Origin of the sequence: Aureimonas sp. SA4125 (assembly GCF_019973775.1) — a bacterium.
GTDB lineage: Bacteria > Pseudomonadota > Alphaproteobacteria > Rhizobiales > Rhizobiaceae > Plantimonas.
On the sequence record NZ_AP025032.1, the window covers coordinates 3,701,985 to 3,716,454 of the forward strand.

Annotated in this window: 15 protein-coding genes and 1 pseudogene; 6 read left to right on the top strand and 10 right to left on the bottom strand. The window is 66.7% G+C overall.

The annotated features are described in order from the left end of the window. Positions 1-95 precede the first annotated feature (95 nt). From Sa4125_RS17545 to Sa4125_RS17555, 3 genes are all read left to right on the top strand, one after another. Positions 96-518, top strand: coding sequence for a DUF4174 domain-containing protein (locus tag Sa4125_RS17545; protein WP_223999968.1), 423 nt, complete (start codon positions 96-98; stop codon positions 516-518). A 32-nt stretch (positions 519-550) separates the two neighbouring features. After that, complete coding sequence (locus tag Sa4125_RS17550) at positions 551-1,423, top strand: SHOCT domain-containing protein (protein ID WP_223999969.1); 873 nt, start codon at positions 551-553, stop codon at positions 1,421-1,423. Positions 1,424-1,589: 166 nt separating this feature from the next. Then, positions 1,590-1,925: a DUF2147 domain-containing protein gene (locus Sa4125_RS17555; RefSeq protein ID WP_223999971.1), complete on the top strand. Its 336-nt coding sequence runs from the start codon at positions 1,590-1,592 to the stop codon at positions 1,923-1,925. 5 nt (positions 1,926-1,930) lie between these two features. On the opposite strand, the gene Sa4125_RS17560 is transcribed toward Sa4125_RS17555, so the two are convergent. Next, entirely contained in the window at positions 1,931-3,154 is a 1,224-nt protein-coding gene (locus Sa4125_RS17560) for an FAD-dependent oxidoreductase (RefSeq protein ID WP_223999973.1), read from the bottom strand. 244 nt (positions 3,155-3,398) lie between these two features. Between Sa4125_RS17560 and Sa4125_RS17565 the strand changes: the two genes are divergently transcribed. Further along, entirely contained in the window at positions 3,399-3,743 is a 345-nt protein-coding gene (locus Sa4125_RS17565) for a RidA family protein (protein ID WP_223999975.1), read from the top strand. 66 nt (positions 3,744-3,809) lie between these two features. Here Sa4125_RS17565 and Sa4125_RS17570 read toward each other — a convergent pair whose 3' ends face one another. Continuing rightward, positions 3,810-4,589 (bottom strand): SDR family oxidoreductase, encoded by a 780-nt coding sequence (locus Sa4125_RS17570; RefSeq protein ID WP_223999977.1) that lies wholly within the window; start codon positions 4,587-4,589, stop codon positions 3,810-3,812. Then, the gene (locus tag Sa4125_RS17575) at positions 4,579-4,992 is read right to left on the bottom strand and encodes a DUF423 domain-containing protein (RefSeq protein ID WP_223999979.1); all 414 of its coding nucleotides are present in this window, start codon (positions 4,990-4,992) and stop codon (positions 4,579-4,581) included. The genes Sa4125_RS17570 and Sa4125_RS17575 overlap by 11 nt, the downstream gene beginning before the upstream one ends. 146 nt (positions 4,993-5,138) lie before the next feature. Between Sa4125_RS17575 and cysQ the strand changes: the two genes are divergently transcribed. After that, entirely contained in the window at positions 5,139-5,972 is an 834-nt protein-coding gene (cysQ, locus tag Sa4125_RS17580; RefSeq protein ID WP_223999981.1) for a 3'(2'),5'-bisphosphate nucleotidase CysQ, read from the top strand. Here the strand turns inward: cysQ and mnhG are convergent. The 7 genes and pseudogenes from mnhG to Sa4125_RS17615 form a co-directional block, all read right to left on the bottom strand. After that, complete coding sequence (mnhG, locus tag Sa4125_RS17585; RefSeq protein WP_345944291.1) at positions 5,876-6,325, bottom strand: monovalent cation/H(+) antiporter subunit G; 450 nt, start codon at positions 6,323-6,325, stop codon at positions 5,876-5,878. The genes cysQ and mnhG overlap by 97 nt on opposite strands. 77 nt (positions 6,326-6,402) lie before the next feature. Further along, positions 6,403-6,681: pseudogene (locus Sa4125_RS17590) on the bottom strand (cation:proton antiporter); the annotation flags it as partial. Next, positions 6,678-7,151, bottom strand: a complete 474-nt coding sequence (locus Sa4125_RS17595; protein ID WP_223999984.1) for a Na+/H+ antiporter subunit E — start codon at positions 7,149-7,151, stop codon at positions 6,678-6,680. The pseudogene Sa4125_RS17590 and the gene Sa4125_RS17595, both read right to left, overlap by 4 nt. Next, the gene (locus Sa4125_RS17600) at positions 7,148-8,770 is read right to left on the bottom strand and encodes a proton-conducting transporter membrane subunit (RefSeq protein ID WP_224007924.1); all 1,623 of its coding nucleotides are present in this window, start codon (positions 8,768-8,770) and stop codon (positions 7,148-7,150) included. Before Sa4125_RS17600 ends, Sa4125_RS17595 begins: the two co-directional genes overlap by 4 nt. Positions 8,771-8,811: 41 nt before the next feature. Then, positions 8,812-9,189, bottom strand: coding sequence for a Na+/H+ antiporter subunit C (locus Sa4125_RS17605; RefSeq protein WP_223999986.1), 378 nt, complete (start codon positions 9,187-9,189; stop codon positions 8,812-8,814). Beyond that, the gene (locus Sa4125_RS17610; RefSeq protein WP_223999988.1) at positions 9,189-9,605 is read right to left on the bottom strand and encodes a Na+/H+ antiporter subunit B; all 417 of its coding nucleotides are present in this window, start codon (positions 9,603-9,605) and stop codon (positions 9,189-9,191) included. Before Sa4125_RS17610 ends, Sa4125_RS17605 begins: the two co-directional genes overlap by 1 nt. Next, positions 9,602-11,950, bottom strand: coding sequence for a putative monovalent cation/H+ antiporter subunit A (locus Sa4125_RS17615; RefSeq protein WP_223999990.1), 2,349 nt, complete (start codon positions 11,948-11,950; stop codon positions 9,602-9,604). The genes Sa4125_RS17610 and Sa4125_RS17615 overlap by 4 nt, the downstream gene beginning before the upstream one ends. A 329-nt stretch (positions 11,951-12,279) precedes the next feature. On the opposite strand from Sa4125_RS17615, the gene Sa4125_RS17620 reads away from it, so the two are divergent. Beyond that, positions 12,280-14,388 (top strand): S9 family peptidase, encoded by a 2,109-nt coding sequence (locus tag Sa4125_RS17620; RefSeq protein WP_223999992.1) that lies wholly within the window; start codon positions 12,280-12,282, stop codon positions 14,386-14,388. The last annotated feature ends 82 nt before the right edge of the window (positions 14,389-14,470 follow it).

Here is a 14,470-nt window from a genome sequence, read left to right on the forward strand (position 1 = left end):
AGGGTTGATCGCCCGTACGCGGCAGCGGATGGCCGCGGCGATGGGAACAGGAAGGGCAGCTGCGTATTGTGACTTCAGTAAACCGGGAGAAGCGCATGGTCCGCTTTGCACTGATGCTCCTCGGAGGTTTGGCGATGGCTCAACCGGTATCGGCCGGCTTCCTGGACAGTCTGCTTTGGAAAAAGCGCGTGTTTCTCGTCTTCTCCGACGATGCCGCAGCGGTCGCGCGCCAGCTGGCTTCTCTCCCGTTGCGGGAGCTTGGCGAACGCGATCTGATGGTGCTGGTGGTTCCGTCTCGCGGAGACGTGCGGGGAGTGGCGGGGAGCCTCGATCCCCTTCCCTCCCCCGCATCCCTGCGGAATGACTTCGGTGTCGCACACGATGTGCCGTTCCTCGCCGTCCTCGTCGGCAAGGATGGCGGAGTGAAGGCGCGTGAGACGGCGCCGATGGCGGCCGCGACACTCTTCGGCTTGATCGATCAGATGCCCATGCGGCGCCAGGAAATGCAGGCGAGATAGCCTTGCCGGGCACAGGACGGATAGGACAGACGATGACAGAGCAATGGTCTTCGGAAGCGAAGCGCAAGATCGCCGACATTGCGGCCAAGAACGGTTTCAGCGAGGAGGCGGGCCTTGCCATGGCCGAGGCGATCTCCCGCGGCGTCGGCTCCATGGCGCAGTTCAACCATCGCGATCTCGGCGGCCAGGGACAATGGGTGCGCGGCGGCATGCTGATGATTGCCGACATGTTCAACGATGGGCTGAAATCCCGCGTGCGCAATCTCGCCGAAACACTGGCAGAAGCAGCACAGCGCGGTGCCATCCAGCCGAAACCGGGCGGCGACGGCGCCGACAACCAGGGCAGTGAGAGTGCTGGCGACGCGCGCGGCGGCTTGGGAAGCGGAGCGAGGGGAAGCTGGTGGCCGGCCGATCTGGGCGAGCCGGCATCGAGCGGCGCCCAGGACGGCATGCGCTATGCCGTCTTTCCCGAGGCGAGACGCGTCGTCGTCGAGCGGGATGGAAAGGTCACCGTCCATGACAGCGGCGACCACCGGATCGGTGGGGCGTCGCAGCATCAGGGCTCGTCCTCGTCCTTGCGGTTTTCCAGCCAGCACGGCGCCGTCGGGCTCGAAACTCTCCCGGAGGTCCGCCACGGATCGGCGAAGCCCGAAAAGGCCGACGACGACCTTCACGGCGCCGCATCCCATCGGTCCGCCGATGCGAGCGCCGGGAGAATAGAGAAGGGCGTCGATGCTCCTCACCGATCGCTGCCAGAGACCTTCCCCCCGAACGCCACGGGATCACGGCTGGACGGCAAGGATCCGCTGGAGCTGATCCGCAAGCTGGCCGAGTTGCGCGACGCCGGAATCATCACCGAGGACGAGTTCACGGCAAAGAAGACGGAGCTGCTCGCGCGGCTGTGAGCGAAAACCGGTCCTATCGGGTTTCTCCCCGGCGTCTTTGCAGCGGCGGCGAATCCCGGCGGGGCATCAGGACCCTGACAAAAGCGTGAAAACGGAACCCCGACTTGCCGGTCTGCCTTCCCTCCCCGATAATCTCCCGTCAATCATCCAGAAAGCCGAGCTCACGATGCGACCTATCCTTGCAGCGTTCCTCATTCTCTCCACCGCTTCGACGGCGCTCGCCGACGAGCCGATTCTCGGCAAGTGGCGTGCTCCCGGCGGGGGTATCGTCGAAGTCACTTCCTGCAGCGCCGGTTTCTGCGCCACCGTCATCAGCGGTCAGCACAAGGGAAAGGATGCCGGCGCGATGAACGGAAGCGACGGTGTCTATGCGGGTTCGGTCACCGATCCGCGCGACGACAAGACCTACCAGGGCGAGGCCGTCATCGAGGGCGATGTCCTGAAGATGACGGGCTGCGTTCTCAAGGTGTTGTGCAAGACCCAGCGCTGGACCCGCGTCTGACGCGATCAGGCTCTTGTCAGCGCCGCGATATGGGCGCGAAGGTCGAAGTCGCCGTGCTCGATCTCGGCCCGCGATAGCCGAAGCTCGCTCGACAGCAGGCGGCGACCGGCCATGTGGTCGCCGGGCCTGTTGACGGTCTCGATGCCCAGAAGCCGCTCGGCGGCGAAGCAGTAGGCGATGAGCCGGTCCTCGCCGGGGACATGGACCACATGGACGTGGTCGGCACCGCTGGTGATCCCGACAATCTGCAGCTTGTACGGCCCCTGGTCGCTCCAGAACCACGGCAGGCTGTCATAGGGGATCGTTCCGCCGAGAATGCGGGCGGCGACGCATTTCGCCTGGTCGACGGCGTTCTGCACCGATTCCAGTCTTACTCTGCCCGCCGCATGCCGGCTCTCGAAGACGGCACAGTCGCCGATGGCGAAAATGCGGGGATCCTCGGTCGTCATGGTGGCGTCGACGATGACACCGGAAGCCGTCGGCAGGCCGGCGGAAGCCGCCAGTTCGTCATTGGGGATGACACCTGCCGCCATCAGCACGAGATCGGCTTCATGCGTTCCCGTCTCGGTCGCGACGGCGGCCACCCGGCCATCGCCGCGAATGCCGACGACCTTGGCGCCGAAATGGACGTCTGTTCCCATGTCGCGATGGGCCGCCAGGAAAAAGGCCGAGATCGCCGGCGAGACGACGCGACCCATCAGCCGGTCGGCCGCCTCCAGTACGGTGACCGCGACACCCTTCGCACGGGCCGACGCGGCGACCTCGAGGCCGATGAAGCCACCGCCGACGATGACCATCCGCCGCGCCGTCCGAAGCGCGCCCCGCAGCCCTTCGGCGTCCTCCGCGCTGCGCAGGAGATGGACGCCCGCAAGATCGGCACCGGGGATCGGCAACACGCGGTTACGCGCTCCCGTCGCCAGGACCAGGTGATCGAAAGCCAGGCTTTCGCCCGACCCCAGGACGACCGTGCCGGCGCCCCGGTCGATCCGCGCAACGGTCTCGCCGAGGCGCAGCTCGATCGACTGGGCGGCGTAGAAGCTCTCGGGACGCAGTTCGAGCCTGTCGAACCCCATGTCCTCCTTCAGATAGGCCTTGGAGAGCGGCGGCCGCTGATAGGGGACCCGGTTCTCCTCGGCGACGAGAACGATGCCGCCGCGATAACCGCCTTGCCTCAGGCTGGAGGCAACCTGGAAGCCTGCCTGTCCCCCGCCGGCGATGATGACATTCATGGTTCGGCCCTTTCGCATCCACCGCCACGCCACGCTCTCGCGGCGCTTCGCAAGGGCGGCACGGAGAGGCAATGATCCGCCACCCGATTATCCGCATTGGGCTCGCCTTGCCAGCCGGCCGACGGACCGGTGTCGCCGCAACTGGCACGCGCCTGCGCGCCATGGCCCCTCGTCCGATTGCTGCTTCAAGCCTGGGCCGAGCCCTGCTAGGCAGAACCCATCGCAACCGTCGAAAGGGAATCCCATGACCATCCGCCGCATCGAGCCGGGAACGCGCATGTCCGGCGCCGTCGTCCACGGCGACACCGTCTATCTCGCCGGCCAGGTCGGCAAGGCCGGCGACGACGTCACGGCCCAGACCAAGACCGCTCTCGCCGAAGTCGATCGGCTGCTGGCGCTGGCCGGGACCGACAAGTCGAAAATCCTCAACGCCACCATCTGGCTGGCCGACATCGCCGACTTCGGCACGATGAACGCTGTCTGGGACGCCTGGGTCGACCCGGCCAATCCACCGGCGCGCGCCACGGGCGAATCGAAGCTCGCGACGCGGGACTACCTCGTCGAAGTCATCGTCATCGCAGCGGCCTGACGGCTTTGGCCGGTTCGGTTCCCAGCGGTGCCGACACATCCCCGGCTGCCTGCGGCGTCCCCGCTTTCAGCCCATGAACTGGCCGCCATTCACCTCAATCACCTGGCCGGTGATGTAGCCCGACAGGGCGTTGGCGGCGAGGAAGAGATAGGCCGGGGCGCAGTCCTCGGCCGAACCGAGCCGCTTCAGCGGGATCGCTTCCGCGGTGACCCTCAGTTTTTCCGCTGACGAATAGCGTTCGTGAAAGTCGGTATCGATCGTGCCGGGCGACACCGCATTGACGCGGATTCCGTCCGGCGCGAGTTCCCGCGCAAGGGCCCGGCTCCAGGTCGAGACGAAGGCTTTGGCACCGGAATAGAGCGAGGAGCCGGCGCTGCCGCCCGTGCGCGCCGAGATCGAGACGGTGTTGACGATCGAGGCCCCGTTCGCCGCCCTCAGGCTCGGCAGCAGCGCCGCCGTCAGGGCGACGGTCGAGCGGATGTTGAGATCGAGGACCGCGTCATAGGCCGATGCCATGACCGCCGCCGCCGGAACCCGCCCGCCCATCGTCCCGGCATTGTTGACGAGAACATCGACCCTCGCGCCACTCGCCAGAATGGCACTGGCGAGGGACTCGGCGCTGCCGGGCTTGGATAGATCGGCCGTCAGGATCGTCAGGCGCGCCAGCGCGTCCGGCGCGAGACCCGGTGTCAGGTCGCGGGCGACATAGGCGTCGCTGCGGCCGGCATGCGCCACGACCGAGGCGCCCGACGCGAGAAAAGCACGGGCCACCGCCGCGCCGATCCCGCGCCCGGCACCGGTGACGACGACGCGCCGACCGGCGAACAGGTTTTCGTCAAATCCCATGGATTCCCTCCCTTGCGTGCAGCCGCTCGTGATGCCGTCGGCGCAAGGCGGCCATGCCCGCGCCGATCGTGACAAGCAGCCAGCCGACGATGAGGAAGAAGCCCCCTGTCGGCGCCGCGTTGACGAAGAGCCGCTCGCCGCCAAGGCTGCGGATCGCCAGATCGCCGGAGAAAAGGATCGTGCCGACGATCAGAAACAGTCCGGCCGCCGCGCGCAGCCGCAAATGCTCGTCCGGCACGGCGGCCAGCGTCAGCAAGGCCGGCGCATGCACGAGAGCGATCGCCGCGGCGATGGCGATCAGCCGGTTGTCGCCGCCATGCGCGGCGAGCGCCGCACCGCCGACGCCGAGGGCGCCGAAGAGCCCCGCCGCCATTGGCGCCAAGACCTGAAACCCGACTGCCATCCCCGCCCCCTTTCCCGGTCTCCCGGTCATCGCCCTGGTTCGGGGCTGCTGCACTGCCGGCGGTGACGCAACACCAGGGAAACCCGCCGCGCAAGCCCTTTACCTCAGGACGTCGATTTGTCACGACTGGCGAAAAGGAGCCGTTCATGAACCATGCATCGACAATCGATACTGACAAGCTTCTGACGCGTCTGATCGACATTGGTAAGGAGGCAGGCGATCTTTTGCTGGCCGGCTTCGGCGGTGAATGCGCCCATGAGCACAAGGCGGATGCCTCGCCGGTCACGGAATATGATCAGGCCGCCGAAGCCCTGATCGGTCGGCACCTCGCGGCCGATTTCTCAGGGATTGCGATCGTCGGCGAGGAGGAGATTTCAACCGGGCACGTTCCGCCCGATCTCGGCGGGTGCTTTTTCCTCGTCGATCCGCTCGACGGCACCAAGGAATTCATCGCCGGCGTTCCCGATTTCACCGTCAACATTGCCCTGGTCGACGGCGGCGTGCCGGTCTGCGGCGTTGTCGTCGCACCGGCCCATGGCGAACTCTTCGTCGGTTCCACACAGGGCGCCTTCAAGAGTTGGCGCCAGCGCGACGGCGTCTGGACGGCGCTCCGGCGCATCGCGGCGCGAGAGCGACCGGCCGAGATCATCGCGCTCGCGAGCCGCTCCCACCGCACCCTTGCGACGGACGTTTACCTCCGGGACTTCACGCTCGACTCCGTCATCCCGATGGGCTCGTCGCTGAAATACTGTCGGATCGCGGAAGGAGTCGCCGATCTCTATCCCTGTCTTGGCCGCACCATGGAGTGGGACATCGCCGCGGCCCACGCCGTGCTGAGAGCTGCCGGGGGCACCATTCGGGACCTCGGCGGCACGGCCCTGCGCTATGGCAAGCGTGGCCGCAGCGACTCGGCCGACTTCGCCAATCCCGCTTTCGTTGCGACGGGCCGTTGGGATGTGCCCCGGGCATCGGCGTCCTGATCGACGGCATTGCGAAGCCGCGCCTCGGGCGGCATTTCGTCGAGCACCGAGCCTTTCCATAGCGGATATCCCGCGGCATAGGCGGCCTTGGCGAGGAGATGCGCGGAGATCGGCGTCGTCAGGATGAAGAAGAGGATGGCGGCGACGGCGCGCAGCGCCTCTGCCGTTTGGTCCGCGACGAGCGCCAGCGCCAGCAGCATCAGCCCGACCCCGACCGACCCGGCCTTGGACGCGGCATGCATGCGGGTGAAGAGATCGGGCAGGCGCAGGATGCCGATGGCGGCGATGGCGGTGAAGCCGGCACCGACGATGACCAGCACGCCGGCAAGGATCGTGACGATGTCGCCGATCATAGCGTCTCTCCTGCCGCCGAATCGCTCGGGTTTTCGACAGACGCCTGACCGGTATCCGTTCCGGACGAGCGCGCATGCGCCCGGATGAAGCGCGCGAAGGCAATCGTGGCGAGGAAGCCGACGAGACCGAGCGCAATGGCGATGTCGACATAGAGGGTAAAGCCGCTGTCGATACCGACCACGACGATCACGCCGGCACCGATGCTGGTCATGAGGTCGAGACCCAGCACGCGGTCCGGAAGGCTCGGGCCCCGGATGATTCGGATCGCCGTCAGCACGAGCGCAAAGGCCAGAAGCGCGAGCGCGATATCGGTGGCAACAGGCAGGAAGCCCTCAGCAAAGCCGTGCAGCGTCATCGGAACGCCCCCCGGATCCGTCGCTCGAAGCCCTCGGCGATATCGCGGCGGAGACCCTCGGCATTGGAGCATTCGAGCGCGTGGACGTAGAGCGTCGACCGGTCCTCGGAAACGTCGATCGAGAGCGTTCCCGGCGTCAGCGTGATCATGTTGGCCAGGAGCGTGATCTCGATATCGCTCCTGGCCGTCAGCGGAAAGGCGAAGATACCGGGCTTGAGGTCGAGCTTGGGCGCGAGCACGAGCGTGGCGACGCGCCAGGCCGAGAGCATCATTTCGCGAAGGAAAAAGAACGTCAGCGCCCCGAGATGGCGGCTGCCACGGACGTAGCCGGCCGTTCCGATCTGGTCGCGCGTGAGATAGAGCGCGAAGGCGCCGAGAACGAATCCGAAGACGAGGTTGACCAAGGTGAAGGAGCCGGTGACGACGGCCCAGATCACCGCGAGGACGACATTGATCAGATAGAGCGTCATGGGGCTTCTCCGAAAACCGACCGGACGAAGGCCGTGGAATCCAGCACCGATGCCGCCGCCGAGCGGGTCGAGGCCGCGAGGGGCTCGGGGTAGACGCCGGCAGCGACGACCGCGATCGTAAGGAAGACCAGCGGCACCGCGGCATAGAAGCGTCCCGGCCGCCACCGGTCGGCGGCCCCGGCGACGGCGTCGCCCCCCGGCGAGGGTCGCCAGAAGGCCAGAGCGAAGACGCGGGCACAGGCGATGGTCAGCATCAGGCCGGAAACGAGGATCGCGGCCGCCAGCCATCCCATCCCGCCTGCCAGCGTCGCCCTGACGAGGCCAAGCTTCGGCCAGAAGCCCGAAAACGGCGGCAGGCCGGACGCGGCGAGCAGCAGAACGAGGACGAGAACGGACAGACCGGGAAAGCGCCGCCATAGCCCGCCCATCTCGTGCAGCGACGCCGACCCCGCGCGCCGGACCATGATGCCCGCCGCCAGATACAGTGCCGTCATCACCACGATCGAGTGCAAGGCATAGAAGATCGCGCTGGAGAGGCCGGTCTCCTGCGCCAATGCGGCGGCCGTCGGCACCGTCGGCGCGATCGCGGCGATGGCCGCGGCAGCATCGCCGGCAGCCAGCACGAGCGGCTCGTTGACAAGCGCTGGCAACGACAGCCCGGCGAGGATGGTGCCGATGCCGGCGATGACGACATAGTTGAGGAGTCGCCTGATATCGCTCTGCGCCAGTGCCCCGAAGGCCCCGACCAGCATGGTCGCCGCGGCGATCCAGGCGATGACGGGCGAGAGGCTCGCCTGCTCCGGCGGAAACAGCATGAACAGAATGCGGATCAGCGCAAAGATGCCGACCTTGGTGAGGAGACCCGCAAACAGCGCCGACACGACGAAGCGCGGCGTGTGGTAGGACGAGGGCAGCCAGGCGTTCAGCGGGAAGGCCGCGGCCTTCATGCAGAGGGACGCGAGAAAGAGAGCGGCGATCGAGACGACCACGCCGTCGGCCGGGCGCGCCGCCGCCTTGACCGCGATGTCGGCCATGTTGAGCGTGCCGAAGACGCCGTAGAGAAATCCGGTGGCGACGAGGAAGAGCGTGGTCCCGACGAGATTCAGGAAGCAGTATTTCGTCGCCCCGTCGAGCTGGCCGTGTTCCGAGCCGAGGATCATCAGGCCGAAAGAGCCGATCAGCAGGACCTCGAACCAGACGTAGAGGTTGAAGACGTCGCCCGTGATAAAGGCGCCGGAGACGCCCGCCATCATCAGGAACAGGAAGGGAAAAAAGCCGAAGCGCCGTTGTGTGGCGGGGACCGAGACGACGGCGTAGATGCCGCAGGCGAGCGCGACGAAGCCGGCTGTCGCCAGGAACAGCGCGCCCATCAGATCTACGGTGAAGGCAATGCCGAAAGGCGGTTTCCAGCCACCCATCATCATCGTCCGCGGCCCCTCGGCGGCGACCTGCCAGAGCACGGCCGCGTCGATGGCGAAGATCAGGGCAAGACCCGTCAGCGCGACAGGCGGATGCAGCCTGGTGCGCTTGCGGATGCACAGGAGCGCGGCTCCAAACAGCATCGACAGGGCCACCGGCAGGACGATGAGATAGTCCGCCGGCATTGCCGGCGGGACCATGGCGAGCGCCTTGAGGGCGGCGAGTTCGGGGGAGACAGCCATCAGTAACCGAGGGGCGGGAGCCCCTCCCCCTCGGGTTCGGCGACGCGCATGCGGTCGGTGTCGTCGGTGCCGAGATCCTGGTAGGCGCGGAAGGCGAGGACCAGAAGAAAGGCGAAAAACGAAAAGGAAATGACGATCGCCGTCAGGATCAGCGCCTGTGGCAGCGGATTGGCCGTGACGACAGCCGGCACCGTCAGCCCGCCGGGGATGATCGGCGGGACCATTGTCGAGACGCGGCCGGCGGTGAACATCGACAGGTTCACCGCATTGCCGAGAAGGACGATGCCCAGAAGCATGCGGATGATGTGCGTCGACAACAGAAGATAGACCGCGACCGAAAACAGCACGGCGACGAGCAGGGCGAGGACGGTTTCCATCAGGCGTCCTCGCTTTCGGCCAGCGTCAGCGCGATCGAGGAGACCGAGCCGACGACGACGAGATAGACGCCGATGTCGAAGAACAGCGGCGTCGAGATGGCGACGCCGTCGAGGACGGCGGGAAACCACCAGAGGCCGGAGAGAAATGGCACTCCCGCCACGAACGAAGCGCCACCGGCGAGCACCGCCATGATCAACCCGGCGGCGGCCAGCGTCATCGGGTCGAAGTAGAGTGCCCGGCGAACCGAGCTGACGCCGCCGGCAAGGCCGTAGATCGCCACGGCCGAGGCCGCGACGAGCCCACCGATGAACCCCCCACCGGGCTCGTTGTGTCCGCGCAGGAGAACGAAGACCGAGAAGAGCAGCATCAGGCTGGTGAGATAGGGTGCCGTAAAGCGGAAAATGACCGAGTTCATGGCGTCGCCTCCGTCGGATCGGCGGTTCGCAGCCGTGGCTTGCCGACGCGGATGCGGATCAGCGCCAGGATCGCGAGGCCCGTCACCATCACGACGGCGATCTCGCCGAGAGTGTCCATGCCGCGGAAGTCGACGATGATGACGTTGACGATGTTGCGGCCATGGGCGATCGCGTAGCTGTAGCGCGTGAAGAAATCCGACATCACGGGATCGAAGGGCACCTGCGTGACCCTGAGCAGCAGAAGGCCGATGCCGATGCCCGCCGCCGCCGCGACCGCCGCATCAATCAGCGTCTCGCGCAGCGGCCGGCGATCCTCGACCTCGAGCTTCAGCCGCGTCATGACCAGCGCCAGGATCACGACGGACAGCGTCTCGATCATGAACTGGGTGAAGGAGAGGTCCGGCGCGCCGAGAAGAATGAACAGGAGCGCCACGGCAATACCCTGGATGCCGAGCGAGACGATCGCCGTCAGCCGGCTGCGGGCGATCACGACCGAGAGCACGCCGATGACCAGCAGAGCCGAGACCGCCCATTCCGACAACGACAACTGCGGCATCGCCGGAATCGCCGGCAGGGCACCGGCAAGCACCATCGGCACCAGAAGGGCCGCGGCGATGACGATGAAGGCCTGGGTCATGTAGCGGTCGAGCCGTCCCGACTGGAGTTTTCTCGTCACGGCGAAGGACAGCGCGAGAAGCCCCCGCATCGCCTGGTCGAAGCCGATGTCGGGACCCCAGCCGATGTGGTTCAGCGCGGCGTCCACACCGGACCGGACCCTGCCCGCGACAAGATAGAGCCCTGCGCCGATGGCAAGCGTCAGCATCGACAGCGCGAAGGCGAGGCCGAGATGCGGCAGGGCCGAGATCGTGATCTCCACCGGCGTCCCGATGACGGCCGATGCCATCGGGCTCGTCAGCCATGCATGCGTCGAGCCCGAAAACAGCGCGGTGAACAGTCCGGCGAGACCGAGGACGAGCGGTCCGAGCCAGATCAGCGCCGGCCCCTCGTGCGGATGGTCGAGTGCGGCGGGCTTCTGCCCGAGGAAAGGCTTCAGCGCCACCAGAAAGGCCGCGGCAAACATCAGCGCGTTCCCGGCAATCGCGGTCAGCGTCAGGGCGATGCCGCGCGGGGTCGGCGCGGCCGTCGCCTCGTAGATCACTTCCTTGGCGAGAAACCCGAAGAAGGGCAGGACGCCGCCCATCGAGAGCGCGGCGAGCAGTGCGGCGACGAAGGTGATCGGCATCGCCCGGCGCAGGCCGCCGAGCCGCAGGAGATCGCGGCTGCCGGCGCCATGGTCGACGCTGCCGGCGACCATGAAGAGCGCACCCTTGAACAGTGCGTGGGCGACGAGATAGAGCACCGCCGCCTCCATCGCCGCCTCGCTGCCGACGCCGATCAGCATCACCAGGAGCCCGAGCGAGGCGACGGTCGTATAGGCGAGGATGAGCTTCATGTCGGTCTGGCGCAGCGCCAGCAGCGCGCCGCCGACAAGGGTGACACCGCCGAACAGAGGCAGGATCGTCTCCCACAGCAACGTCTCTCCCAGCGCCGGGTTGAGACGCATCAGGAGATAGACGCCGGCCTTCACCATGGTGGCCGAATGCAGATAGGCCGAGACCGGCGTCGGCGCCTCCATCGCGTTCGGCAGCCAGACGTGGAACGGCATCTGCGCCGACTTGGTGAACGCGCCGCCAAGGACGAGGAGAAGGATCGGCAGATACCAGGCGCTGTCGCGCAGCGCGTCGCCGGCTGCAAGCACCTCCGTCATCGAGGTCAGGCCGAGAACCTCCCGAATCAGGACGAGGCCGGCCATCAACGCAAGGCCGCCGCCGCCCGTGATCACCAGTGCCTGGATCGCCCCACGCCGCGCCCGCTCCCGTTCGTGGTCGAAGCCGATCAGCAGGAAGGAGGTGATCGAGGTGAGCTCCCAATAGACGATCAGCGTCATCAGATCGTCGGCCAGAACGAGGCCGAGCATCGCCGCCATGAACATCAGGATGAAGGTGAAGAAGCGTCCGAGATCGCGGTGCCCCGCGAGGTAGCCGCCGCTGTAGAGGACGATCAGCGTGCCGATGCCCGTGATGAGCAGGCCGAAGACCAGCGACAGGCCGTCCAGACGGAAGGAGAAACGCATGCCGTAGGAGGGGATCCAGTCGAAGCCGGAAAGAAGCACCGCGCCCTGCCGCACCGCGTCGGCCTGGCCGCACAGAATGACGAAGGCAGCGGCGGGAAAGGCGGCCAGCAGCCAGGCGGCGCGGGAGCCGAGCCCGCGCGCCAGGGGCGCCGCCAGGAGCGCTGCCGCCAGCGGCAGGCCCAGAAGCACAAGGGTCAGAAGGTCGGGCATCGAGCCCTCTTGCGGCGGCAGGCTGCCCATCATTCGATCCGGATGCCCTTTTGGAGTTGGCCTAGACTTTTGGTGGGGACACGCCGTCACGGCGCCGCATCCGGTGTGACGTCTCCGTCTTAGTCAAGCATCCCGCCGCCCGCAACCCGAACCCACCCTAACGGGTGCCGCAACAGTTGCTCGGAGAAGCCATCTCCGCGGCGCGGCGATGCTTGTTCTGGCCGGGTTGCTTCGCCGTGAACAAAGCCTGTACAGTCAGGCAGGGACGAGATCAGAGGCCCGGCGCCTCACCATTGGAATTAACACTTTTGACCGACACGACTGCCGATATGCCGACGCACACCAGGGCGGATGGCGCCGCGAATCCGCCCAAGGCCGAGAAGCGCCCGGAACGCTTTGATCTCCATGGACGCGAGCGCCGTGATGACTATGGCTGGCTGCGCGCGCCCAACTGGCAGGATGTCTTCCAGGACCCGGCGGTTCTGGACCCGGCGATCCGTGCCCATCTCGACGCCGAGAACGTCTATCACGATGCGATGATGGCGCCGCTGGCGCCGCTGCGGGAGAAGCTGATCGCGGAGATGCGCGGCCGCATCAAGGAGGACGATTCCTCGGTGCCCGCGCCCGACGGCCCCTTCGCCTATGGCATGTCCTACGAGGCCGGTGCGGAGTATCCCCGTTTCATCCGCCGCCCCCTCGGCGGCGACGCGGCCAGCGAGACGGTGATCCTCGACGGGCAGAAGGAAGCGGCGCAGCGCAAGTATTTCTCGCTCGGCGGCGTCGCCCATTCCACCGATCACAACTGGCTGGCCTGGTCGCACGACGACAAGGGTTCGGAGTTCTACGCGATCTCGGTGCGCGACCTGGCGACCGGCGAGGACCTCGGCGAGAGAATCGAGAACACCAGTGGCAGCGCCGTCTGGTCGGCCCGCTCGAAGGGTTTCTTCTACACCCGGCTCGACGGCAACCATCGTCCGAGCCGGGTCTATTTCCATCGCCTCGGAACCGATCCCGCCGATGATGCGCTGATCTACGAGGAGACCGATACCGGCTTCTTCATGGGGGTCGGCAAGACCCAGTCGGGCGAGTTTATCGTCATTCATATTCACGACCACGAGACCTCGGAGGCCTGGCTGATCCCTGCCTCCAACTCGGCGGCCGAACCGCGCCTTCTTGCCGAGCGCGAGACCGGCGTCGAGTACGACGTCGACGAGGCCGATGGCACGCTGTACATCCTGACGAATGCCGCCGGCGCCCGTGATTTCAAGATCGTCACCGCCCCGACCGACTCGTCGAACGCAAGCGAGTGGACCGACTACGTTCCGCACGAAGACGGTCGCCTGATCCTCGCCCACATGGTCCTGAAGCGGCACCTCGTCTGGCTGGAGCGGCGCGAGGGCCTGCCGCGCATCGTCGTCAAGCGCCTGTCCGATGGTGCGGAACATATCGTCGCATTCGGCGAGGAAGCCTATTCGCTGGGTCTCTCCGGCACCTACGAGTTCGACACGACGCTCATCCGCTTCACCTATTCCTCGCTGACGACGCCGACGCAGACCTTCGACTACGACGTCGAGACCCGACAGCGGACGCTCCTGAAAACGCAGGAGGTTCCCTCCGGCCATGTTCCGGATGAGTATGTCACCCGCCGCATCTTGGCGCGGGCGGCCGATGGAGAAATGGTGCCGGTTTCGCTGCTCTACCGCAGGGACACCCCGCTGGACGGCACGGCGCCCCTGATGCTCTACGGCTACGGCGCCTACGGCATCGCCATCCCGGCCGCCTTCAACACCAATTGCCTCAGCCTCGTCGACCGCGGCTTCGTCTGGGCGATCGCGCATGTGCGCGGCGGCAAGGACAAGGGCTTTGCCTGGTACGAGGGCGGACGACGCGAGAACAAGGGGAACACCTTCTCCGACTTCATCGCCGTCGCCGACCATCTCGTTGCCGAGAACTACACGCGCCACGATCGGATCGTCGCGCAGGGCGGCTCGGCCGGCGGCATGCTGATGGGCGCCATCGCCAACATGGCGCCGGACAAGTTCGGCGCCATCATCGCCGTGGTGCCCTTCGTCGACGTTCTCGCCACCATGCTCGACGACACGCTGCCGCTGACCCCGCCGGAATGGCCGGAATGGGGCAACCCGCTGGCCTCGGCCACCGACTACGACCGCATCGCCGGCTACAGCCCCTACGACAATGTCGCGGCGAAAGCCTATCCGCCGATGCTGGTTCTCGCCGGCCTCACCGATCCGCGCGTCACCTATTGGGAGCCGGCAAAATGGGTGGCGAAGCTGCGCGCCCTGAAGACCGACGCCAATCCCGTCCTCCTCCACACCAACATGGACGCCGGCCACGGCGGCGCCTCCGGCCGTTTCAATCGTCTGGACGAGGTCGCCTCGATCTACGCCTTCTCGCTGATGGTGACGGGCAAGGCATAGGGGAAGGCGCGACAAGCAGACCGCCCTTTTGATGCAAAGGGGCGCTATGGCAGCTTGTTGGAGCGATGGCACCGTTGGACGC

What these genes read in the sequence shown, in the direction of transcription:
- Sa4125_RS17615 (WP_223999990.1), bottom strand. Translation starts at nt 11,950, where the DNA reads ATGCCCGACCTTCTGACCCTTGTGCTTCTGGGCCTGCCGCTGGCGGCA.
- Sa4125_RS17570 (WP_223999977.1), bottom strand. Translation starts at nt 4,589, where the DNA reads ATGGGATTTGACGAAAACCTGTTCGCCGGTCGGCGCGTCGTCGTCACC.
- Sa4125_RS17605 (WP_223999986.1), bottom strand. Translation starts at nt 9,189, where the DNA reads ATGGAAACCGTCCTCGCCCTGCTCGTCGCCGTGCTGTTTTCGGTCGCG.
- cysQ (WP_223999981.1), top strand. Translation starts at nt 5,139, where the DNA reads ATGAACCATGCATCGACAATCGATACTGACAAGCTTCTGACGCGTCTG.
- Sa4125_RS17555 (WP_223999971.1), top strand. Translation starts at nt 1,590, where the DNA reads ATGCGACCTATCCTTGCAGCGTTCCTCATTCTCTCCACCGCTTCGACG.
- Sa4125_RS17550 (WP_223999969.1), top strand. Translation starts at nt 551, where the DNA reads ATGACAGAGCAATGGTCTTCGGAAGCGAAGCGCAAGATCGCCGACATT.
- Sa4125_RS17595 (WP_223999984.1), bottom strand. Translation starts at nt 7,151, where the DNA reads ATGACGCTCTATCTGATCAATGTCGTCCTCGCGGTGATCTGGGCCGTC.
- Sa4125_RS17600 (WP_224007924.1), bottom strand. Translation starts at nt 8,770, where the DNA reads ATGGTCCCGCCGGCAATGCCGGCGGACTATCTCATCGTCCTGCCGGTG.
- Sa4125_RS17565 (WP_223999975.1), top strand. Translation starts at nt 3,399, where the DNA reads ATGACCATCCGCCGCATCGAGCCGGGAACGCGCATGTCCGGCGCCGTC.
- Sa4125_RS17560 (WP_223999973.1), bottom strand. Translation starts at nt 3,154, where the DNA reads ATGAATGTCATCATCGCCGGCGGGGGACAGGCAGGCTTCCAGGTTGCC.
- Sa4125_RS17620 (WP_223999992.1), top strand. Translation starts at nt 12,280, where the DNA reads ATGCCGACGCACACCAGGGCGGATGGCGCCGCGAATCCGCCCAAGGCC.
- Sa4125_RS17545 (WP_223999968.1), top strand. Translation starts at nt 96, where the DNA reads ATGGTCCGCTTTGCACTGATGCTCCTCGGAGGTTTGGCGATGGCTCAA.
- mnhG (WP_345944291.1), bottom strand. Translation starts at nt 6,325, where the DNA reads ATGATCGGCGACATCGTCACGATCCTTGCCGGCGTGCTGGTCATCGTC.
- Sa4125_RS17610 (WP_223999988.1), bottom strand. Translation starts at nt 9,605, where the DNA reads ATGAACTCGGTCATTTTCCGCTTTACGGCACCCTATCTCACCAGCCTG.
- Sa4125_RS17575 (WP_223999979.1), bottom strand. Translation starts at nt 4,992, where the DNA reads ATGGCAGTCGGGTTTCAGGTCTTGGCGCCAATGGCGGCGGGGCTCTTC.